We start from the raw sequence: 20,859 nt of genomic DNA, 5'->3' as shown, positions 1-20,859 counted from the left end.
GGAGTTGCAGCGGGCCTTAGGCAAAGCGGGGCGATTGATCAACCGCCCCGACGCAACCGGTGTCGCGCGCGCACGCAACGATGTCGGCGCCTTATCCATTGTCACTGGGGACGCTGATCCCTAGAAGAACGGCCATGTCGAACATCATATCCTCGAACCGGCCCGGCAGCGGCATCAAGTGGCAATGGCCATCGATCCATCCCGAGGGCCGCAAGTTCCTGTTGATCGCCGGAATTGTGACGCTCTGCTTCTGGCTGCTGGGATGGGAAATCCTCGGCTGGCTGATGCTCGGCGTGACCCTGTGGGTCGGTGCTTTTTTCCGCGATCCGGTGCGTGTGACCCCCGCGAGCGACGACATGATCATCGCCCCTGCCGACGGACTGATCACCCAGATCGCCGAAGTCCCGCCGCCACCCGAGATCGCCGGGCCCGACGGACTGGGCGATGCGCCGATGTTGCGGGTGTCGATTTTCATGAGTGTCTTTGACGTCCACATTAACCGCACCCCGGTTGCGGGCACGCTGCGCAAGCTGGTTTATATCCCCGGCAAGTTCGTCAATGCCGACCTCGACAAGGCGAGCGAGGAGAATGAGCGCCAGCATTTCGTTGTCGAGCGCGCCGACGGGGTGCGTATCGGCTTTACCCAGATCGCGGGGCTCGTCGCGCGGCGGATCATGCCCTTCGTGTCGATGGGCAGCGAACTGGCGACCGGGCAGCGCGTCGGCCTCATCCGCTTCGGCAGTCGCGTCGACGTCTATCTGCCCGCGGGCACCACGCCGAAGGTGCTGCTCGGCCAGCGCACGCTGGCGGGCGAGACGGTGATCGCGCGGATCGGGCAGGCGGCGACCATCGACGGCATCGGACAGTAGAGTGGCGGACGAGCATCCGCTCCCCGCCGACGCTGCCGGACGCCGGATCGGCGGTATCGGCCTGCGCGCATTCGCCCCCAATGCGATTACCGTGCTCGCGCTGTGTTTCGGGCTCACGGGAGTGCGCTTCGCGATCGGCGGGCAGTTCGAGCTTGCCATTGCCGCGATCATCTTTGCCGGGGTGCTCGACGGCATGGACGGGCGCATCGCGCGGCTGCTTCGTGCGCAGAGCAGGTTCGGGGCCGAGCTGGATTCGCTGTCGGACGTGATCGCCTTCGGCGTTGCGCCGGCGATGATCCTGTTCCTCTGGTCGCTGACCAACGCCCCTAAGTTCGGCTGGACCGCCGCGCTGGCGCTTGCGGTCTGCTGTGCGCTCCGCCTCGCGCGCTTTAATTCGCGCATGGACGCCGATTTCCAGCCGCATAAATCGGCGGGCTTCAACACCGGCATTCCGGCGCCCGCCGGCGCGGGGATGGCGTTCGTCCCGGTGTATCTGTGGTTCGTCACCGGCAACGATCTGTTTCGCGAATGGTATGTCGTGATGCCATGGGCGCTTGCCATCGCGACGCTGATGATCTCGGCGATCCCGACCTACAGCTGGGCTTCGATACGCCTGCGCCGGTCCTGGCGTTTGTTTGCGCTGGCGGGGGTCGGGTTGCTCGGCGCGGCGCTGGTCACCGTGCCCTGGCTTACGCTGCTGGTGGTCTGTGCCGTTTATGCGGCAACGCTACCCTTTGGTCTGGCAAGCTATGCCAAGGCCGCCCGGCTCAGGCGGCGCGACTGAACTGTGTCCGCATCGCCCCGGCAACCGCCAGGCGCCGTGATACAGGCCTGCGACGGCTCGCCGGACGGCGTACTGCGACCGCTCCCGGAACGGGTTCCGATTCGGGCGCAGCGGCGATCGGAAAGGCGCCTTCGCCCAGCAGCGCGGACAGGATCGCGGTCTCGTTCGATTTGAGCATCGCCAAAATCACCGTGATGCCCAACCCGGCGGCAAGAGCGAAGAGGAGTGCGGCTGCGACCTGAACCATGATCTGTCCTTCCGGTTTTCGTCAACGAAACCTTGATTCTCGGCAAAGGACGGTTTCGCTTGGGTTCTGGTTGCATGTTCCTGTTGTGTTCTCAACTATTTTGCGACGAAGCGATGAGTTTTATCGGCGGATTGATCCAGCGCGGCGCATTATCGCCCGGACGAAGACGGCGCACGATGCTTGCATTTGTTGCCGAACGCCGCTAACGGGCCGCCCATTCCACATGGAAGGCGCACATAAACCGGTGCCGGATCATCCGCCCCGCGGAACCCGGTTCTTGCTTTCCAGAGGACCAACCGGAAGGAGAAAGACCATGGCGGCACCTGTCGTCACGATGCAGAATCTTATCGAGGCTGGCGCCCACTTCGGCCACCAGACCCACCGCTGGAACCCGCGCATGAAGCCGTATATCTTCGGCGCGCGCAACGGCATCCACATTCTCGACCTGTCGCAGACCGTGCCGCTCTTCGCGCGCGCGCTCGACTTCATCGCCTCGACCGCGGCGTCCGGCGGCAAGGTGCTGTTCGTCGGCACCAAGCGCCAGGCCCAGGGTCCGATCGCCGATGCGGCGCGCGCGTCGGGGCAGCATTTCGTCAACCACCGCTGGCTGGGCGGTATGCTCACCAACTGGAAGACGATCTCCAACTCGATCAAGCGGCTGAAGACGCTCGAGGAACAGCTTTCGGGCGACACCTCGGGGCTCACGAAGAAGGAAGTGCTGAACAAGACGCGCGAACGCGACAAGCTCGAAATGAGCCTGGGCGGCATCCGCGATATGGGGGGTATTCCCGATGTCATGTTCGTGATCGACGCGAACAAGGAAGAGCTGGCGATCAAGGAAGCCAATGTCCTTGGCATTCCCGTTGTCGCGATCCTCGATTCGAACGTCTCGCCCGACGGCATCGCCTTTCCGGTGCCGGCCAATGATGACGCCGCGCGCGCCATCCGTCTTTACTGCGATGCGGTGGCCCAGGCGGCGACCCGCGGCGGCCAGCAGGCGCGCGCCGATCGCGGCGAGGATCTGGGCGCGGCCGTCGAGCCGGTCGCCGAACCGGCGCTGGTCGAAGAGGCCGCCGCTCCGGTGACCGAAGACGAACAGGTTCCCGCCGAAGCGGCTGCCGAAACCGAACGCCAGAGCGACGCCTGAGCGTGCCCGGCATGACGGGACGGCGCGGCATCGGTCCGGCGCCGTCCCCGTCATCGGTTTGACTTATCGCGCCGCCACGCGCGGCGAATGCAGGCCCCAGCGAGCCTGCCCCTTTTGGAAAGGATTATGACATGGCTGAAATCACGGCCGCCCTCGTCAAGGAACTGCGCGACCGCACCGGCGCGGGCATGATGGACTGCAAGAAGGCGCTCGCCGAGAACAACGGCGACATCGAGGCGTCGATCGACTGGCTGCGCACCAAGGGCCTTGCCGCCGCCGCCAAAAAGGCCGGCCGCGTCGCCGCCGAAGGCCTGGTCGGTTTCGCGACCGACGGCACCAGGGGCGCGCTCGTCGAAGTGAACAGCGAAACCGACTTCGTCGGCAAGAATGAGCAATTCCAGGCGTTCGTTCGCGACGTGACGCAGGTTGCGCTCGCGGAGGGCATCACCGACATCGACGCGCTCGCCGCCGCACCCTATCCGACCGGGGGCACCGTTGCCGAACAGCTGACCAGCAACATCGCGACGATCGGCGAAAACCAGTCGTTGCGCCGCGTCGCCCTGCTGACGGTGAACTCGGGCGCCGTGACCGGCTATGTCCACAACGCCGCCGCGCCCGGCATGGGCAAGATCGGCGTGCTCGTCGCGCTCGAATCGAGCGCCGGTGCCGACGTGCTCGAACCGCTCGGCAAGCAGCTGGCTATGCACGTCGCCGCCGCAAACCCGCTGGCGCTGAACGGCGATGACCTCGACGCCGACCTCGTCGCGCGCGAACGCGCGATCGCCGAGGAAAAGGCCGCCCAGTCGGGCAAGCCGGCCGAGATCGTCGCCAAGATGGTCGATGGAGCGATTGCCAAGTTCCGCAAGGAAAATGCGCTGTTGTCGCAGCTGTTCGTGATGGACGGCAAGACGCCGGTCGCCGAAGTCGTCGCCGCCGCCGGCAAGGATGTCGGCGCCGCGATAACGCTCAAGGGCTTCGTCCGCTTCCAGCTCGGTGAAGGCATCGAGAAGGAAGAAAGCGATTTCGCGGCGGAAGTCGCGGCTGCCGCCGGCGTCTAAAAGAGAAGATACGGATTGCCGCGTCGGTCGCGGCAGTCCGCTTGGCAATGGCGCGCACCCGCTCTAGGGTGCGCGCCATTCGCTTATATCGAGTTTGCAAGAGGTTCTCCCGATCATGGCATTGCCCGGCCTGAAACGCATATTGCTGAAATTGTCGGGCGAGGCGCTGATGGGCCCCAGCCCCTTCGGTATCGACCCCGAAACGGTCGCGAGCATGGCGGCCGAGGTCAAGGAAGCCAAGGATCGCGGGCTCGAAATCTGCCTCGTCATCGGCGGGGGCAACATCTTTCGCGGCATGGCGGGTGCGGCCAAGGGCATGGACCGCGCGCAGGCCGACTATATGGGCATGCTCGCGACGGTGATGAACGCATTGGCGATGCAGAATGCGCTCGAACAGCTGGGGGTCCAGACGCGCGTTCAGTCGGCGATCGAGATGGACAAGGTGTGCGAACCGGTGATCCGTCGCCGCGCCGAACGCCATATGGAAAAGGGCCGCGTGGTGATCTTTGCCGCGGGCGTGGGTGCGCCTTACTTCACCACCGACAGCGGCGCGGCGCTGCGCGCGGCCGAGATGAAGTGCGACGCGCTGCTGAAAGGCACCAGCGTCGACGGCGTCTATAACGCCGATCCCAAGCAGGACGCCAATGCGGTGCGCTATGATCGGCTGAGCTATGACCGCGTGCTCGCGGACAATCTGAAGGTGATGGACGCGAGCGCGGTGGCGCTGTGCCGCGACAACCATATCCCGATCGTGGTGTTCAACATTCGCGAACCCGGAAATCTGGCGCGCGTGCTGGCGGGCGAGGGCGTCTCGACCGTCGTCGGCGACGGCGCAGTCTGATGGATTATATAATGCAGGCTTTGGTTTTCCATTTTCCGTTCGCGTCGAGCGAAGTCGAGACGCCCATAAGGCGCGTGCTACCGATGGGCATCTCGACTTCGCTCGATGCGAACGGGTGTGGGGAATAGAGAGGAAAAGACAGATGGCGAAATATGACAAGGCCGACCTTGAACGCCGGATGCACGGCGCCGTTGAATCGCTGAAGCACGACCTGGCCGGATTGCGCACCGGCCGTGCCAATGCGGCGCTGCTCGATCCGGTGACGGTGGAGGTTTACGGCAGCCAGATGCCGCTCAACCAGATCGCGTCGATCAGCGTGCCCGAACCGCGGATGCTGTCGGTGCAGGTGTGGGACAAGGCGAACGTCGGCCCGGTCGACAAGGCGATCCGTTCGGCGGGACTCGGCCTCAATCCGATCGTCGATGGCCAGATGCTGCGTCTGCCGATCCCCGAGATGACGCAGGAGCGCCGCAAGGAACTGTCGAAGCTTGCCGGCCAATATGCCGAAAAGGCGCGCGTTGCGGTGCGCAACGTCCGCCGCGACGGCATGGACAATCTGAAGCAGGACGAAAACAAGAAGGAAATCAGCGAGGACGAACGCAAGCGCCACGAGACCGAGGTGCAGAAGCTGACCGATGCGACGATCGCCGAGATCGACGCCGCGGCGACGGCGAAGGAAAAGGAAATCCTGGGCTAGTGCTTTGGGGCGCCTATCTCTCTTCCGCTCGTGTCGAGCGAAGTCGAGACACCCATCGGACTGGAACACGGCCGAGGGGCATCTCGACTTCGCTCGATGCGAACGGATTTTGAGGTTTTTCCGGTGACGGTTTCAGACCACGCCGCGCGCCATGTCGCCATCATCATGGACGGCAACGGCCGCTGGGCCAAAAAACGCATGTTGCCGCGCGTCGCGGGACACAGGGCGGGGGTCGAGACGGTGCGCACGATCGTGCGCGCGGCGGGCGATCTGGGGCTGGAGGCGATGACGCTCTATGCCTTCAGTTCGGAAAACTGGAAACGGCCCGAGGAAGAGGTCAACGACCTGATGGGGCTGATGAAGCGCTTCATCCTCTCCGACCTCGATGAATTTGCCGCCAATGACGTGAAGCTGAAGGTCATCGGCAACTGGCGCGCGCTGGCGCCCGATGTCGTCGCGCTGATCGACAATGCGCTCGACCGGACATCGGGCAACAAGCGCACGACGCTGGCGGTCGCGCTCAACTATGGCGCGCAGGACGAGCTGGTGCGCGCGGCGAATGCCGCCGCAGCGATCGGCGAAATCACCGCCGAGGCGATCGAGGCCCATCTCGATACCGCCGACATGCCGCCGCTCGACCTGCTGATCCGAACCTCGGGCGAACTGCGGCTGTCCAATTTCCTGCTCTGGCAGTCGGCTTATGCCGAGCTGTATTTCACCGAAAAGCTGTGGCCGGATTTTACCCCGGCGGACCTGAAAGCGGCGCTGGATCAATTTGCACGGCGCGATCGCCGGTACGGGGGGCTTTGACGATGGCGGCAAAATCGGACCTTTGGGTGCGGGTGGGATCGGCGATCATATTGTTTGCGATTGCGGGGACCGCGCTGTGGTTCGGCGGCATCGCGTTCGGGCTGCTGCTGCTTGTCGGCGGCGCGCTCGTTCTCGTCGAATGGCTCGCGCTGGTGCGCGCGATGGCGATTGGTGGCGGGTCGAAGGCAGCGCTGACGATCATTGGCCCGGTGCTCATCCTCGGCGCGGCCGCGGGCCTGTGGTTCGTTCGCGACCAGCTCGGCATGACGGCCGCGCTGTGGGTCTTTGGCATGGTCTGGGCGACCGACATCGGCGCCTATTTTGCCGGGCGTTCCTTTGGCGGCGCGCGGCTGGCGCCGACGATCAGCCCGTCGAAGACCTGGTCGGGCCTGTTCGGCGGCATGGTCGCGGCGCTGATCGCCAGCGCGACGATCGGCGACCGCGCGGGCATCGTCGGCGTGCCGCTGTGGATCGGCCTGTTCATGGGCCTGCTCGCGCAAATGGGCGATCTCGCGCAAAGCTGGATGAAGCGCCGCGCTGGGGTGAAGGATTCGGGCAAGCTGATCCCCGGCCACGGCGGCCTGTTCGATCGCGTCGACGGTTTGCTGCCGGTCGCGCTGCTGCTCGGCGCGCTGGCGTTCGCGGGCCAGATCGGGGCGCGCGGCTGACATGACGCGCCGTCTCTCCCTCTTCGGCGCCACGGGATCGGTCGGGCAATCGACGCTCGACCTTGTCCGCCGCGACCGCGAGGCGTGGCGCGTCGGGGTGCTGACGGCCAATTGCGACGTCCAGGAACTGGCGCGGCTCGCCATCGAGTTCCGGCCCGATGTCGCGGTGGTCGCCGATGAAAGCTGTTATGGCTATCTCAAGGCCGCGCTCGCGGGGCAGGGGATCGAATGTGCGGCGGGCGCGGCGGCGCTCGTCGAAGCCGCCGAACGGCGGGCCGATCTCGTCATGGCCGCGATCGTCGGCACCGCGGGGCTGGCGCCGACGATGACGGCACTGGCGGCGGGGCACGACGTTGCGCTCGCCAACAAGGAAGCGCTGGTGTCGGCCGGCGAGCTGATGACCGCCGCAGCGCGCGCGTCGGGCGCGACGATCCTCCCGGTCGACAGCGAACATAATGCGATCTTTCAATGCCTCGCGGGCGGGCGGATCGACCAGGTGCGGCGCATCATCCTGACCGCGAGCGGCGGCCCGTTCCGCACCATGAGCGCCGCCGACATGGCCGCGGTGACCCCGGCGCAGGCGGTCGCGCATCCCAATTGGTCGATGGGCGCCAAGATCAGCGTCGATTCGGCAACGATGATGAACAAGGGCCTCGAACTCATCGAGGCGCATCATCTTTTCCCTGTCGGGCTCGACCGGATCGAGATCCTCGTCCACCCGCAATCGGTGATCCACAGCCTCGTCGAATATATCGACTGCTCGACGCTCGCACAGCTCGGTTCGCCCGACATGCGCATCCCGATCGCGTCGGCGCTCGCCTGGCCGCAGCGGATGGCGACGCCGTGCGCGCCGCTCGACCTGGCGGCGATTTCGCGGCTCGATTTCGAGGCGCCCGACGAAGAGCGCTTCCCCGCGACCGCGCTCTGCCGCGCCGCGATCGCGGCGGGCGGCGCGCGCCCGGCGCAGCTCAATGCCGCGAACGAGGTGGCGGTCGCCGCCTTCCTCGCGGGCCGCATTTCCTTCCCCGCGATCGTCGATACGGTACGGCGGGTGGTCGACGCGGCGGAACCTGCGGCTCCGTCCTCGCTTCAGGACATATTCAGCGTCGATACCGCATCGCGGGCGGCTGCGCTGCGCTTTGTGGAACAATATGAACATGCTTGAGACGCCCGGTTTCGGATTCACGATCCTTGCCTTCCTGCTCGTGCTGGGGCCGCTCGTGTTCGTCCACGAATATGGCCATTATATCGTCGGCCGCTGGTGCGGGGTGAAGGCGGAAACCTTCTCGATCGGGTTCGGGCGCAAGCTCGTCGGCTGGACCGACAAGCGCGGCACCGAATGGAAGATCGGCTGGCTGCCGCTGGGCGGCTATGTCCAGTTCGCGGGCGACCGCGATGCCGTCAGCCAGCCCGACGCCGAATGGCAATCCCTGCCCGCCGAGGAACGATCGCACACCTTTCCCGCGCAGCCGGTGTGGAAACGCGCCGCGATCGTCGCGGCGGGGCCGGTCACCAATTTCCTGTTCGCGATCCTGATCCTCGCCGGTTTCGCGTGGGTCGGGGGCAAGGTCGTGACCCCGCCCGTTGCGGGCGCGATCGAGATCGGGTCGGCCGCCGACGAAGCGGGGCTGCGCGCGGGCGACCGGATCGTGGCGATTGATGGCCGGGCGATTGCGACCTTTGGCGACATCCCGATGGCGGTCGCGCACCGCCCCGGCGAAGTGATGCAGCTGCGCGTGCTGCGCGAGGGCAGCGAACGGACGGTGGCGCTTGCGCCGCGACTGATCACCGAAAAGGACCCGTTCGGCAAGGAATATGAACGCGCGATCATCGGTCTCGCCCCGCCGCCGCCGCAGCTGGAACCGGTGTCGCTGATCGAGGCACCGGCGATCGGCTTGCATCAGACGTGGCAGATCGTCCGCCAGACCGGCGAGGTTCTGGGCCAGTTCCTCACCGGCCGGCGATCGATCAAGGATATGAACGGCCCGGTCAAGATTGCGGAGATTTCGGGGCAGGCGGCGACGCTGGGGGTCGCCTCGCTCATATTCTTCATCGCGCTCATTTCCATCAATCTGGGGTTCATCAACCTCTTGCCATTGCCCATGCTCGATGGCGGTCATTTGCTTTTCTATGCCTATGAAGCGATCCGGCGGCGGCCTGCACCGCTCCGCGTGCAGGAATGGGCATTCCGCTTCGGCTTTGCGGCGGTGGTGACGCTGATGCTGGTCGTGACTTTCAACGATTTGGGCTCATTGGGGCTGTGGGACGGGATCGCGCGCTTGATTGGCTAGCGAGTCTGGGGCAGGGAGTGCGCGCAAGCCCGCGGTCAGGCGGGTTTGTCGTTTTTTGAGTATTTTTCGGGATGAACGGCGTGGCTTCACACAAAATCTTGGGCCGGACACAGCTGTCGGTGGCTCTTCTGGCCGGTACGATGCTCAGCGCGCCGCTGATGGCGCAGGATGTTGCGCCGCCAACCGTGCCCGCACCGACCGTTCCCGCGCCCGCGCCCGAAGCGGCGCCGACCGCGACGACGATCCAGTCGATCACCGTCACCGGCAACCAGCGGCTCGAGGCGCAGACGATCCTGTCGTACCTGCGCTTGCGCGTCGGTCAGACCTATGACCGTGCGACGCTCGACCAGGCGCTGAAGGACCTCGCCGCGACCGAATTGTTCAAGGATTTCCAGATCACCGACAACAATGGTGCGCTGCAGATCCAGGTGACCGAAAACCCGGTGATCAACCGCGTGATCCTGGAGGGTAACAAGCGGCTCAAGGAAGACAAGATCCGCCCGGAGATCAAGCTCGCGCCGCGCCAGATTTTCACCCGGTCCAAGGTGCGCGCCGACGTCGCGCGCATCATCGAGCTGTACAAGCGCCAGGGCCGTTTCGCCGCGACCGTCGAGCCCAAGATGGTGTCGCTCGACCAGAACCGCGTCGATGTGGTGTTCGAGATCAACGAAGGGCCGAAATCGAAGGTTCGACAGATCAACATCATCGGCAACGAAAAGTTCAGCGACGGCGACCTCAAGGACGAGATGGCGACGAAGGAAACGGGGTTGCTCACGATCCTGTCGTCGAACACCAGCTATGACCCCGACCGCCTTGCCTATGACCAGCAGAAGCTGCGGCTTTTCTATCTGACCAACGGCTATGCCGATTTCCGCGTCATTTCGGCGGTCGCGGAGCTGACGAGCAACAAGCAGGATTTCATCATCACCTATGTCGTCGAGGAGGGCGAGCGCTACAAGTTCGGCAACGTCGACGTGAAGAGCGAGCTGCGCGACTTCCAGCCTGAAATGCTGAAGAGGCTGCTGCCGATGAAAAGCGGCGACTGGTACGACGCCAAGCTGGTCGAGGATACGGTCGAAAGCCTCAGCGAAACCGCCGGCCTGTTCGGTTACGCCTTTGCCGACATCAATCCTGAGTTCCGCCGTAATCCCGACGACCGGACGATGGACATCACCTTCAACGTCGCCGAAAGCCCGCGCACCTATGTCGAGCGCATCGACGTCAACGGCAACACGCTGACCCACGACAAGGTGGTGCGCCGCGAGTTCCGCCTCAATGAAGGCGATGCGTTCAACAGCTTTGGCGTCAAGCGCACCGAGAATCGCATCAACAGCCTTGGCTATTTCCAGGAAAATCTGGAAATCGAGCGCAAGGAAGGCAGCACGCCCGACCGCATCATCCTGGAAACCAATGTCGAGGAAAAACCGACCGGCGAGCTGTCGCTGTCGGCGGGTTTCTCCTCGATCGAGAATTTCCTGCTCCAGGCGTCGATCCGCCAGCGCAATTTCCGCGGCCTGGGCCAGCAATTGCAGGCGTCGGTCAATTATTCGAGCTATTCGAAGTCGATCGAACTGGGTTTCACCGAACCCTATCTGTTCGATCGCAACATCTCGGTCGGCGGCAGCGTCTATCGTCGCGACCTCAATTCGTTCAACTTCATCGACAACGACCGCCGGACGACGTTCGAGCAGGTCACGACCGGGTTCCAGATCAACGCCGGCGTGCCGCTTACCGAGTTCCTCTCCTTCTTTGGCCGCTACAGCCTCAACTATGATGATGTGACGCTCGACCGGTCGATCTACTTCTTTGGCGACCAGTGCGATCCGCTGGTGGCAGGCCGCTATCTTTGCGATGCGATCGGCAAGCGGACGACCTCGCTCGTCGGCTTCACCCTCGCCTATGACGACCGCGACAACCGGATTCGCCCGACGCGCGGCCAGTCGGCGTCGATCAGCCAGGATTTCGCGGGTCTGGGCGGCAGCGTCAAATATGTCCGCACGCGGCTTGCCGGGTCCAAGCATTTCAACCTCGGCAGCCGCTTCATCCTCAACCTTTCGGCCGAAGGCGGCTATATCCACCCCTTTGGCAGCGCGCCCACGCCGACAAGCGACAAGGTGCGCCTGACCGATCGCTTCTTCCTCGGCGAACCGCAGATGCGCGGCTTCGACATTCGCGGCGTCGGCCCGCGCGTGATCCGTTTTGCCGCGATCTATGATCCTCTGAACCCGGTGATCGACACGAGCAACGACAATCGCGGCCAGATCGACGACGCGCTCGGGGGCCGCGCCTATTATCAGGGGCGGGTCGAGCTCGACATTCCGCTCGGCACCGGGGCGAAGGAACTGGGTCTCAGGCCGTCGATCTTCCTCGACGTCGGGTCGGTGTTCAGTGTCAAGCGTCCGACGCTCACGACGCTCGCCGACTTCCGCGATCCTGCCGACGGGCTGACGAAGTTCCTGTGCCGCAATGCGACCACGGGTGTGACGCAATTCGCAACGAACACGCCCGACGCTTCGGGCGCGCCGACCGGCCAGTTCACCACTTGCGCGGCCGGCTTTTCGGCGCTCGCGCCGTTCGAGGAACGCTTCTTTGGCGACACCTGGATGCCGCGCGTCGCGATCGGCGCCGGGGTCAACTGGAACTCCCCCTTCGGTCCCTTCCGGATCGACTTCGCTTACGCCCTTCGCAAAGAAGAGGGCGATGATACCAAACGCTTCTCATTCAATGTAGGAACTCAATTCTGATGAAAAAACTTCTTGCCGCTTCCGCGCTGGCGATCGCCGCGCTGTCGGTCTCACCCATCCTGTCGGCCCCGGCCATTGCGCAGGCGAAGGGCGTGGCGGTCGCCGACGTGCGCGTCGCCGCGGCGCGGTCGAACGCCTTCCGCACCGCTTCGCAGCAGATCGAGACGACCTACAAGGCGCAGATCGACCAGCAGCAATCGCGCGGCCAGACGCTGCAGGCCGAAATCAACGTGCTGATCGCGAAGTATAATGAAGAGGCGCGAAAGACGCCGCAGAACCAGGCCGCGCTGCAGGCGGCGGCCAAGGCCGTGCAGGACAAGCGTCAGGCCGCGCAGGCCGAACTCGGCCAGATCAGCGCGCCCGTCGACCTTGCCATCGCCTATGTCGAGGATCAGATCAGCGTCCGCATGAACGAGGCGATCAAGGCGGCGATGACCGCGAAGAAGGTCGACCTGCTGCTCAATCCCGACGCGGTGCTCGCGCGCGAAAATAATGTCGACATCACCGAGGCGGTCGTGACCGAACTCAACCGCATTCTGCCCAATGTGTCCATCGCGGTTCCCGCGGGCTATCAGCCGGGCCAGCTCGTCCAGCAGCGCAACCAGCAGCTGATGGACGCCGCGCGCGCGGCGCAGCCCGGTGCGGCGGCTCCGGCGCCGACCGGCAACCAGCCGACGACGCGCTAAGCGCGATGGCGGCCGGGGAAGACAGCGTGGGCGAGGCCATGGGCGCGGCGGACATCCGCCGGGTTTTGAGCCTGCTCCCGCATCGTTATCCGATGCTGCTGGTCGACCGGGTGGTTTCGATGGTCAAGGACCAGTCGATCCATGCGGTCAAGGCGGTGACGATGAACGAGCCCTTTTTCCAGGGCCATTTCCCCGGCCGGCCCATCATGCCCGGCGTCCTCATCGTCGAGGCGCTGGCGCAGGCGGGCGGCGTGCTCGCGATCGAATCGCTGGGCCTCGCGGGCAGCGGCAAGCTCGTCTATTTCATGGGCATCGACGGGGTAAAGTTCCGCAAGCCGGTTGAACCCGGCCACCTGCTCGACCTGCACGTCACGATTCTCCAGGCGAAGCGCAATATCTGCAAGTTCGAGGGGCGGGCAATGCTGGGCGGTCAACTCGCGACCGAATGCCAGTTCACCGCGATGATCGCCGATCCGCCGGGCGACTAGGGCGGAGACCTCCCCTTATATGTCATCCCGGCCTTCGCCGGGATGACGATCAACGGGGTGCAGGTGTTGCATTTTCCCCGATTGCCCAGTAAGGGCGCCGCTTCGCGTCCCCGGACGCACCGACTCAAGCTGCTGGTCGGAAACCAGCGGCACAGGAGCCAAGAGACATGAAAAAAGACATTCACCCCGACTATCACATGATCACGGTCAAGATGACCGATGGCACCGAATATCAGACGCGTTCGACCTGGGGCAGCGAAGGCGACGTGATGACGCTGGAAATCGACCCGACAGCGCACCCGGCATGGACCGGCGGTCAGGGCCGTATGCTCGACTCGGGCGGGCAGGTGGCCAAGTTCAACAAGCGTTTCGGCGGGCTGACGCTCAAGCGTTGATTCTTGTGATCTCCCGTGGCGAAGCCATGGGGAGGATCGGTTTATCCCAGAACCTTTGCAAGCGCGCTTTGCCACCCGGCAAGGCGCGTTTTGCGTTGCGTGGCATCCAGCGCCGGCGTGAAGCGGGTCGCGGTGCCGCGCATCGCCTGCGCCGCGGTCTTGAGGTCGGGGTAAATCCCTGCGCCGGTTGCAGCGAGCATTGCGGCGCCAAGCGCGGTGCTTTCGACGAAATCGGGTCGCTCGACGGTCAGATCCAGCATGTCGGCCAGGTCCTGCGCCATCCAGTCATTCGCCGCCATGCCGCCATCGATACGCAATTCGGCCCAGTCGACCCCGTCGGCGGCGAAGGCCGATTTAAGATCATGCGCCTGATAGGACTGCGCCTCCAGCGCAGCGCGCGCGACATGCGCCTTCGTGCTGGCAAAACTGAGGCCCGAAAGCGCCGCGAGCGCGTCAGGCCGCCAGTGCGGCGCTCCCAGTCCCGACAGGGCGGGGACCAGGTAGACGCCGCCATTATCGGGTACCGCCCGTGCCAGTCCCTCGCTTTCGCTCGCGCTTGCGAGCAGGCCCAATCCGTCGCGCAGCCATTTGATCAGGCTGCCGGCAACGAAGACCGACCCTTCGAGCGCATAGACGCGGGCGTCGCCTTCCTGCACCAGCACCGTCGCGAGCAGGCGATTCGACGAATGCCGTCGCGTCGCGCCGCTCGCCGACAGGATGAAGGCGCCAGTGCCGAAGGTAGCCTTGGTCTGCCCCGGTGAAAGGCACGCCTGGCCGATCGTTGCGGCCTGCTGGTCGCCCGCGATGCCGGCGATCGCGATCGCGCCGCCGAACAGCGCCGGGTCGGTCGTGCCGACGACCGTGGTACAGCCGGTGATTTCGGGCAGCAGCCGCATCGGTACGCCAAACAGGTCGCAAAGCCCGGCGTTCCAGCCTCCCTCGCCCTCGATGGCCATCAATGCCGTGCGCGACGCATTGGTCGCGTCGGTGACATGCACGCCGCCGGTCAGGCGATAAACGAGCCATGATTCGATCGTTCCCACGGCGAGCCGCGCTCCCGCGTCCTTCAGTTGCGGCCAGTGCCGAAGCGCCCAGCCGATCTTGCTTCCCGAAAAATAGGGGTCGAGCAGCAATCCGCTGGTCGCCTGCACCGCAGTCTCATGCCCCGCCTCCTTCAGCGCGGCACAGTCGGCCGAGGTGCGCCGGTCCTGCCACACGATCGCAGGCGCAAGCGGTTCGTTGGTTGCGCGATCCCAGAAGACGATCGTTTCACGCTGGTTGGTGATGCCGATCGCCGCCACATGATCCGCGCCACCGGCGCGCGCCACCATTTCGCGCGTGCAGGCAAGCGTCGCTTCCCAGATCTCGGCGGCGTCATGCTCGACGAGGCCGGGACCCGGATAGTGCTGCCTTATCTCGCGCTGCGCGCTGCCGAGCGGCGTCCCGTCGGCGGCAAACAGCATGGTGCGGGTGGAGGTCGTGCCTTCGTCGATGACAATGATCATTTCGGCCATATATCCTCCACCTGTCTTTCCCGCGTCGCCCCCGCGAAGACGGAGGTGGCTGTCGGCGTCAAGCGACGTTGCGCCAGGGTGCCGCCAGCTCTCGCCCCAGGTGGGGACGACGTGCCTTTTGCTTCCCACCTGATGAAGAAAATACCGCCTTTCGACAAGATCGGAGCGAACGGACATGGGACGCGAGCAATTTTCTTGCCATAACGCGCAACTCATGCCATATGATTGTGCAGCGCAGCATGGCGGGATCACCCGCCGCAACCACCGGCAGCGTGATTTTCCCGCCCCAAACAGGTGCGGGACGAGCCGGAAGCGCGCTTTGTCCTAAGAGGCACCCTTTCACGCGGGTCGTTTCGAACCCGCGGCCGTGCGCCGTCCGTTCGCAAGCGAACGGATGCGCCTGCGCGTCGCCCATAGTGAGTATTTTATGACAAGTTTTAACGACTTTGGCTTGCACGCCGACATCAATCGAGCGCTTGCCGCCAAGGATTATACCCAGCCGACCCCGATCCAGACACAGGCGATCCCGCCGCTGATGAAGGGCCGCGACCTGTGCGGCATCGCGCAGACCGGGACCGGCAAGACCGCCGGCTTCTCGCTCCCCTCGATCCATCACCTTTTGACCTATCCGCACCGCCCGACCCCGCGCGGCTGCCGGATGCTCGTCCTCGCGCCGACGCGCGAGCTTGCCGCGCAGATCGCGCAGAGCTGCCGCGATTACGGCCGCTTTACCAAGCTCAGCGTCTCGACCGTCTTCGGCGGCGTGCCGATCAACAAGCAGATCCGCGACCTTTCGCAGGGCGTCGATATCCTCGTCGCGACGCCGGGCCGCCTGCTCGACCTGATCGACCAGCGCGCGCTGCGTCTCGACGATGTTGAAATCTTCGTGCTCGACGAAGCCGATCAGATGATGGACATGGGTTTCATCCATTCGCTGCGCCGCGTTGCAAAGCTGTTGCCCTCGCGGCGCCAGAACCTGTTCTTCTCGGCGACCATGCCGAAGGAGATTGCGGGCCTTGCCGACCAGTTCCTCAACGATCCGGTTACCGTGTCGGTCGCGCCGCAGGCGACGACCGCCGAAAAGGTCCGCCAGTTCGCCACTTTCGTCGAACAGAAGGAAAAGCAGGCGCTGCTCCATCACGTCATCAAGACGTCGGACATCGATCGCGCGCTGATCTTCACGCGCACCAAACATGGCGCCGACCGCGTCGTGCGTCACCTGAAGGGTGCGGGCATCGAGGCGTTCGCCATCCACGGCAACAAGAGCCAGGCGCAGCGCACCGCCGCGCTGCAGGCCTTTCGTTCGGGCCAGGTGCGCCTGCTTGTCGCAACCGACATCGCCGCGCGCGGCATCGACGTGTCGGGGGTCAGCCATGTCATCAATTTCGAGATCCCGAACGTCCCCGAACAATATGTTCACCGCATCGGTCGCACGGCGCGCGCCGGGGCAGAGGGCATCGCGATCAGCTTCATCGCCCCCGACGAGCGGCCGTACATACGCGACATCGAGCGCGTGACGCGGACCAGGGCCGAGCCGATGCCGCTTCCCGAAGGCTTCAACGAACTGGTGCGCAACCTTCCCAAGCCGGTGCAGCCGCCGCGCGATACCGGCAGCAGGGGCCGCGATCCGAACCGCCAGCGTCAGGATGCGCGTCGCCAGCCGAGCGGCGGCCAACCTCGCGGTGATCGCGGTCCGCGCCGCGATGCTCCGGCCGGCGAAGGCGCCGAAGGCCAGCGCAAGCGCCGCTTCCGCCCGCGCAACAAAAGCGTCGGCGCGCACAAAGGCGCGGTGAAGCGCGTCGGTTGACGCACTGTTGACATGCGTTAGACCCTCTTGGCCCCTCTCCTTCAGGGGAGGGGCTTGGCAAGGGGCAGCGGATGATCGACGCAGAGGCAGCGGCACCTATCGTCACCCGCCAGAGCGAACGCAAGGTCATCCTCGCCTCGTCGCTCGGTACGGTGTTCGAATGGTATGATTTCTACCTCTACGGCCTGCTCGCGACGGTCATTTCGGCGCAGTTCTTCTCTGGCGTCAACGAAACCACGGGCTTCATCTTTGCGCTTGCCGCCTTTGCCGCGGGCTTTGCGGTGCGGCCCTTTGGCGCAGTTGTCTTCGGGCGCATAGGCGACCTCGTCGGGCGCAAGAATACGTTTCTGGTGACCATGGGGCTGATGGGCGCCTCGACGTTCCTCGTCGGCCTGCTGCCCAGCTATGCGTCGATCGGGGTCGCGGCGCCGATCCTGCTCGTTGTCTTGCGCCTTGTGCAAGGACTCGCGCTTGGCGGCGAATATGGCGGCGCTGCCACTTATGTTGCCGAACATGCGCCCGAGGGGAAGCGCGGGCTGTTCACCAGCTTCATCCAGACCACCGCGACGCTCGGCCTGTTCGCGGCGCTCGGCGTCGTCATCGTCATCCGCTCGGCGATGGGCGAGGCGGCGTTTGCCGACTGGGGCTGGCGCATCCCCTTCCTCATTTCAATCGTCCTGCTCGGCATTTCGCTCTGGATCCGCCTCCAGCTCGAGGAAAGCCCGGTCTTCAGGCAGATGAAGGCAGAGGGGACGACGTCGAAGGCGCCGTTGACCGAAGCCTTCGGCCGCTGGGTAAATCTCAAATGGGTGCTCGTTGCGCTGTTCGGCGCCGTCGCGGGGCAGGCGGTCGTCTGGTACACGGGGCAATTCTATGCGCTATTCTTCCTCGAAAAGACGCTGAAGGTCGATGGCGCGGCGGCGAACATATTGATCGCCATCGCGCTTGCACTCGGCACACCCTTTTTCATCCTCTTCGGCTGGCTCAGCGACAAGGTGGGGCGCAAACCGATCATCCTCACGGGCTGTGCCCTCGCGGCGCTGACCTATTTCCCGGTGTTCCAGATGCTGACCGCTGCGGCCAATCCGGCGCTCGCCGAGGCACAGGCGCGGGCGCCTGTTGTCGTGTTCGCCCATCCCGAGACATGCTCGTTCCAGTTTGACCCTATTGGCCGCACCTCGTTCGACCGGACGGGCTGCGACATCGCCAAGTCAGCGCTCGCCAGAGCGGGGATCCCTTATGCCAATGAGGATGGACCATATGATGGTCGCGCGCTTGTCCGCGTCGGCGATGAAGACATCCCGGTGATCGACAAGGCCCAATTCGGCGCTGCGCTTACACCCGCGCTCGCCGCGGCCGGCTATCCACCGAAAGCCGATCCCGCCGCGATCGACAAGCCGCTCGTCGTCGCGATCCTCTTCTACCTCGTGCTGCTCGTGACGATGGTTTATGGCCCGATCGCCGCTTTGCTCGTGGAGCTGTTTCCCAGCCGCATCCGTTACACCGCCATGTCGTTGCCCTATCATATCGGCAACGGCTGGTTCGGCGGATTTCTGCCGACGACGGCGTTCGCGATGGTCGCCGCGACGGGCAATATCTATTACGGCCTCTGGTATCCGGTCATCGTCGCGGTGATCACGCTGGTGGTCGGCCTGTTGTTCCTGCCCGAAACCTTCCGCCGGTCGATCCATCAATAGGCGTGCATTGACGCCCGGCGCCCGCACGCTAGGTTTGCGCGGCCTTGAGGGGGGCGTACGATGATAGCCGACGACGATCTGGATTTCGATCCGCCGCCTCCGCCGCGGCGGCCCTTTTTCCGGCGCAAGCGCGTCCTGATCCCGCTTGCCGTGCTGGCGGCGCTCGTTATCGGCTTTCTGCTGCTCCTGACCCCCGATACCGACCGCGAGGCGATGATCGCCAAATATGGCGGACCGGACGCCGCCTTTGCCGCAGGGCCGGCGGGGCAGCGCATTCACTATCGCGATCAGGGACGCCGCGACGGCCCGGCGATCATGCTGCTCCATGGATCGAACGCCAGCCTTCATACATGGGAGCCGCTGGTCGAACGGCTCGGCGCCGATTACCGCATCGTCACGCTCGATCTGCCGGGGCACGGGCTGACCGGGGCGATTCCCGGTCGCGACTATGACGCCGATGCGATGATGGAAGCGGTCGATGTCGTCGCGGCCAAGCTGGGGCTCCACCATTTCGTTCTCGGCGGCAATTCGATGGGCGGCTGGATCGCCTGGCGCTATGCGCTCGCGCATCCCGCGCGCGTCGATGCGCTGCTCCTCATCGACGCCGCGGGGATGCCGCTGCGCAGGGGGGAGAAGGCCCCCGAATCGAACGTCGGCTTTCGCGTGCTCGAATATCCGTTCGGACGCTGGCTCGCGACGCGGATCACGCCGCGGATGCTCGTCGAACAGTCGCTGTTGGGGTCGGTCGAAAGGCAGGATATCGTCGATGCAGCGATGATCGACCGCTATTGGGAACTGCTGCGCTTCCCCGGCAACCGCGAGGCGACGGTGATCCGCGCGCGCGCCAGCCGCGAACCCGAAATGGCGGCGCGGGTGGGGGAGATTACGGCGCCGACGCTGATCCTGTTCGGGGACAAGGACCGGATTATCAACCCGAGCGCGGCAAAGACGTTCAACGAGCGGATCGCGGGGTCGGAGGTCGTATTGCTCCCTGGAATCGGCCATTTGCCGATGGAAGAAGCGCCCGATCAGGTTGCCACGGCGATTGCCGATTTCCTCACGCGGCGGCTTGCAGCGGCGGCCGCTCCAGAAAGGCGCTGATCCGCGCCGCGACCGTCCCGGCGTGGGTGAAGGGAAAAAGGTGCGAGCCCGGCACCACCTCCAGCACCGCGCCGTCGATCAGCTCGGCGATCGTCTGTCCGTGGCAGGCGGGGACCACGCCGTCGCGCTCGCCCATCAGCACCAGCACGGGCACGTCCTTCAACAGTGGCAGCATCGCCGCGCTCGTCCACCCCGCCATCGCCAGCGACTGATAGGCAAGGCCAAGCGGCGTCGCGGTCGGCCGCCTGAGTCCGCTCGCCAGCATGTCGTCGTCGAGCAGCGCGGCCCAGCCGATCCCCGGCGCGCCGACGCTCGGCGTCGTCGCCATCAGCACCAGTCGGCGGACGCGCCCCGGAAACTGGATCGCGACCTGCTGCGCCAGCGCGCCGCCCCAGCTGAAGCCCGCGACGTCGAGCGACTCGTGACCGAACCGTCGGGCGATTTCCATGACGATCGCGGCCATCGTCGGCGCGGCATAGGGGAGCAGCGCATCGGGCGAGCCGCCGACCCCCGGCATGTCCAACGTCCACGCCTCGCGCCCGTGCATCTGCGCAAGCAGCGGTGCCGCCGCAGCAATGTCGGCGCCGATGCCGTTGAGGAACAGGAGGGGGGTGCCCGGCGCACCCTGGCGCCAGCGCGCGACGCGCAGCGTCAGGCCATGGACATGCTGGGTGCTGATCGCCGGGCGGCCGCTGATCCTGCTCATGTCCGACGCTGTCGCATATCGCGATCACGCGCGAAAGACCCATCGGCGTCAGCCACGATCCTTTGCGGTCGCCTCCGCCTGTTCGTAGCGCAGGCAATCGAAAATCTTTGCGCCTGCCAGGAACACCGCGCCGGTGCAGGCGAGCATCAGCAATTTGCCCCCGACGCCGGGATATTCGTGCAGATAGGCGGAACCCCGCGCCATCGCCCCGACCGCGAGGGCGTAAATGATGAGGCACGCCTCGAAGCGGGTCTTGATGACGAACAGGCGGCCGATCTTTTTCAGCATCGTCAATGTCCAAGCAAGCGC

Annotated in this window: 21 protein-coding genes; 17 read left to right on the top strand and 4 right to left on the bottom strand. The window is 65.2% G+C overall.

Translation table 11 applies throughout. From position 1 onward, the window contains the following. The first annotated feature begins 134 nt into the window (after positions 1-134). Entirely contained in the window at positions 135-869 is a 735-nt protein-coding gene (locus tag SALA_RS09970; protein WP_041383237.1) for a phosphatidylserine decarboxylase, read from the top strand. Position 870: 1 nt separating this feature from the next. Continuing rightward, positions 871-1,653 carry a CDP-alcohol phosphatidyltransferase family protein gene (locus tag SALA_RS09965; protein WP_011542250.1) on the top strand — a complete coding sequence of 261 codons (783 nt, stop codon included), beginning with the start codon at positions 871-873 and terminating at the stop codon, positions 1,651-1,653. Here SALA_RS09965 and SALA_RS09960 read toward each other — a convergent pair. Next, positions 1,637-1,900, bottom strand: a complete 264-nt coding sequence (locus SALA_RS09960) for a hypothetical protein (protein ID WP_011542249.1) — start codon at positions 1,898-1,900, stop codon at positions 1,637-1,639. The genes SALA_RS09965 and SALA_RS09960 overlap by 17 nt on opposite strands. A 313-nt stretch (positions 1,901-2,213) precedes the next feature. On the opposite strand from SALA_RS09960, the gene rpsB reads away from it, so the two are divergent. From rpsB to rpmE, 12 genes are all read left to right on the top strand, one after another. Further along, complete coding sequence (rpsB, locus tag SALA_RS09955) at positions 2,214-3,047, top strand: 30S ribosomal protein S2 (protein WP_011542248.1); 834 nt, start codon at positions 2,214-2,216, stop codon at positions 3,045-3,047. Positions 3,048-3,178: 131 nt separating this feature from the next. Next, entirely contained in the window at positions 3,179-4,105 is a 927-nt protein-coding gene (gene tsf / locus SALA_RS09950; protein ID WP_011542247.1) for a translation elongation factor Ts, read from the top strand. Between the two features lie 115 nt (positions 4,106-4,220). Continuing rightward, positions 4,221-4,946 (top strand): UMP kinase, encoded by a 726-nt coding sequence (gene pyrH / locus SALA_RS09945; RefSeq protein ID WP_011542246.1) that lies wholly within the window; start codon positions 4,221-4,223, stop codon positions 4,944-4,946. Positions 4,947-5,088: 142 nt separating this feature from the next. Beyond that, entirely contained in the window at positions 5,089-5,643 is a 555-nt protein-coding gene (gene frr, locus SALA_RS09940; protein WP_011542245.1) for a ribosome recycling factor, read from the top strand. Between the two features lie 165 nt (positions 5,644-5,808). After that, complete coding sequence (gene uppS / locus SALA_RS09935) at positions 5,809-6,453, top strand: polyprenyl diphosphate synthase (RefSeq protein ID WP_237700957.1); 645 nt, start codon at positions 5,809-5,811, stop codon at positions 6,451-6,453. Positions 6,454-6,455: 2 nt separating this feature from the next. Beyond that, positions 6,456-7,121 carry a phosphatidate cytidylyltransferase gene (locus SALA_RS09930; protein WP_011542243.1) on the top strand — a complete coding sequence of 222 codons (666 nt, stop codon included), beginning with the start codon at positions 6,456-6,458 and terminating at the stop codon, positions 7,119-7,121. Between the two features lies 1 nt (position 7,122). Further along, positions 7,123-8,286 carry a 1-deoxy-D-xylulose-5-phosphate reductoisomerase gene (locus SALA_RS09925; protein ID WP_011542242.1) on the top strand — a complete coding sequence of 388 codons (1,164 nt, stop codon included), beginning with the start codon at positions 7,123-7,125 and terminating at the stop codon, positions 8,284-8,286. After that, a complete protein-coding gene (gene rseP, locus SALA_RS09920) occupies positions 8,279-9,412 on the top strand; it encodes an RIP metalloprotease RseP (protein WP_041383995.1) in 1,134 nt (377 codons plus the stop codon). The genes SALA_RS09925 and rseP overlap by 8 nt, the downstream gene beginning before the upstream one ends. Before the next feature lie 71 nt (positions 9,413-9,483). Next, complete coding sequence (gene bamA / locus SALA_RS09915) at positions 9,484-12,156, top strand: outer membrane protein assembly factor BamA (RefSeq protein WP_041383235.1); 2,673 nt, start codon at positions 9,484-9,486, stop codon at positions 12,154-12,156. Then, on the top strand, positions 12,156-12,842 hold the full coding sequence (locus SALA_RS09910) for an OmpH family outer membrane protein (protein WP_011542239.1): 687 nt from the start codon (positions 12,156-12,158) through the stop codon (positions 12,840-12,842). Before bamA ends, SALA_RS09910 begins: the two co-directional genes overlap by 1 nt. Before the next feature lie 5 nt (positions 12,843-12,847). Continuing rightward, positions 12,848-13,330 carry a 3-hydroxyacyl-ACP dehydratase FabZ gene (gene fabZ / locus SALA_RS09905; protein WP_049754629.1) on the top strand — a complete coding sequence of 161 codons (483 nt, stop codon included), beginning with the start codon at positions 12,848-12,850 and terminating at the stop codon, positions 13,328-13,330. Between the two features lie 167 nt (positions 13,331-13,497). Further along, on the top strand, positions 13,498-13,725 hold the full coding sequence (gene rpmE / locus SALA_RS09900; protein ID WP_011542237.1) for a 50S ribosomal protein L31: 228 nt from the start codon (positions 13,498-13,500) through the stop codon (positions 13,723-13,725). Between the two features lie 41 nt (positions 13,726-13,766). Here the strand turns inward: rpmE and SALA_RS09895 are convergent, their stop codons facing one another. Beyond that, positions 13,767-15,239 (bottom strand): glycerol kinase, encoded by a 1,473-nt coding sequence (locus SALA_RS09895; RefSeq protein ID WP_011542236.1) that lies wholly within the window; start codon positions 15,237-15,239, stop codon positions 13,767-13,769. Positions 15,240-15,666: 427 nt separating this feature from the next. Here SALA_RS09895 and SALA_RS09890 point away from each other — a divergent pair, with 427 nt between their 5' ends. The 3 genes from SALA_RS09890 to SALA_RS09880 all read left to right on the top strand — a co-directional run bounded on the left by SALA_RS09890 (position 15,667) and on the right by SALA_RS09880 (position 19,844). Then, positions 15,667-17,046, top strand: a complete 1,380-nt coding sequence (locus SALA_RS09890; RefSeq protein WP_011542235.1) for a DEAD/DEAH box helicase — start codon at positions 15,667-15,669, stop codon at positions 17,044-17,046. Positions 17,047-17,117: 71 nt separating this feature from the next. Beyond that, positions 17,118-18,743 (top strand): MFS transporter, encoded by a 1,626-nt coding sequence (locus tag SALA_RS09885; RefSeq protein WP_011542234.1) that lies wholly within the window; start codon positions 17,118-17,120, stop codon positions 18,741-18,743. Between the two features lie 60 nt (positions 18,744-18,803). Continuing rightward, positions 18,804-19,844, top strand: coding sequence for an alpha/beta fold hydrolase (locus tag SALA_RS09880; protein ID WP_011542233.1), 1,041 nt, complete (start codon positions 18,804-18,806; stop codon positions 19,842-19,844). On the opposite strand, the gene SALA_RS09875 is transcribed toward SALA_RS09880, so the two are convergent. Together SALA_RS09875 and SALA_RS09870 are read right to left on the bottom strand one after the other, a co-directional pair. After that, entirely contained in the window at positions 19,801-20,550 is a 750-nt protein-coding gene (locus SALA_RS09875) for an alpha/beta fold hydrolase (RefSeq protein WP_011542232.1), read from the bottom strand. The genes SALA_RS09880 and SALA_RS09875 overlap by 44 nt on opposite strands. A gap of 48 nt (positions 20,551-20,598) precedes the next feature. Continuing rightward, on the bottom strand, positions 20,599-20,838 hold the full coding sequence (locus SALA_RS09870; protein WP_041383233.1) for a hypothetical protein: 240 nt from the start codon (positions 20,836-20,838) through the stop codon (positions 20,599-20,601). Positions 20,839-20,859 lie beyond the last annotated feature (21 nt).

The organism is Sphingopyxis alaskensis RB2256, assembly GCF_000013985.1.
Lineage (GTDB): Bacteria > Pseudomonadota > Alphaproteobacteria > Sphingomonadales > Sphingomonadaceae > Sphingopyxis > Sphingopyxis alaskensis.
This window is presented reverse-complemented; position numbering and strand designations above follow the sequence as displayed.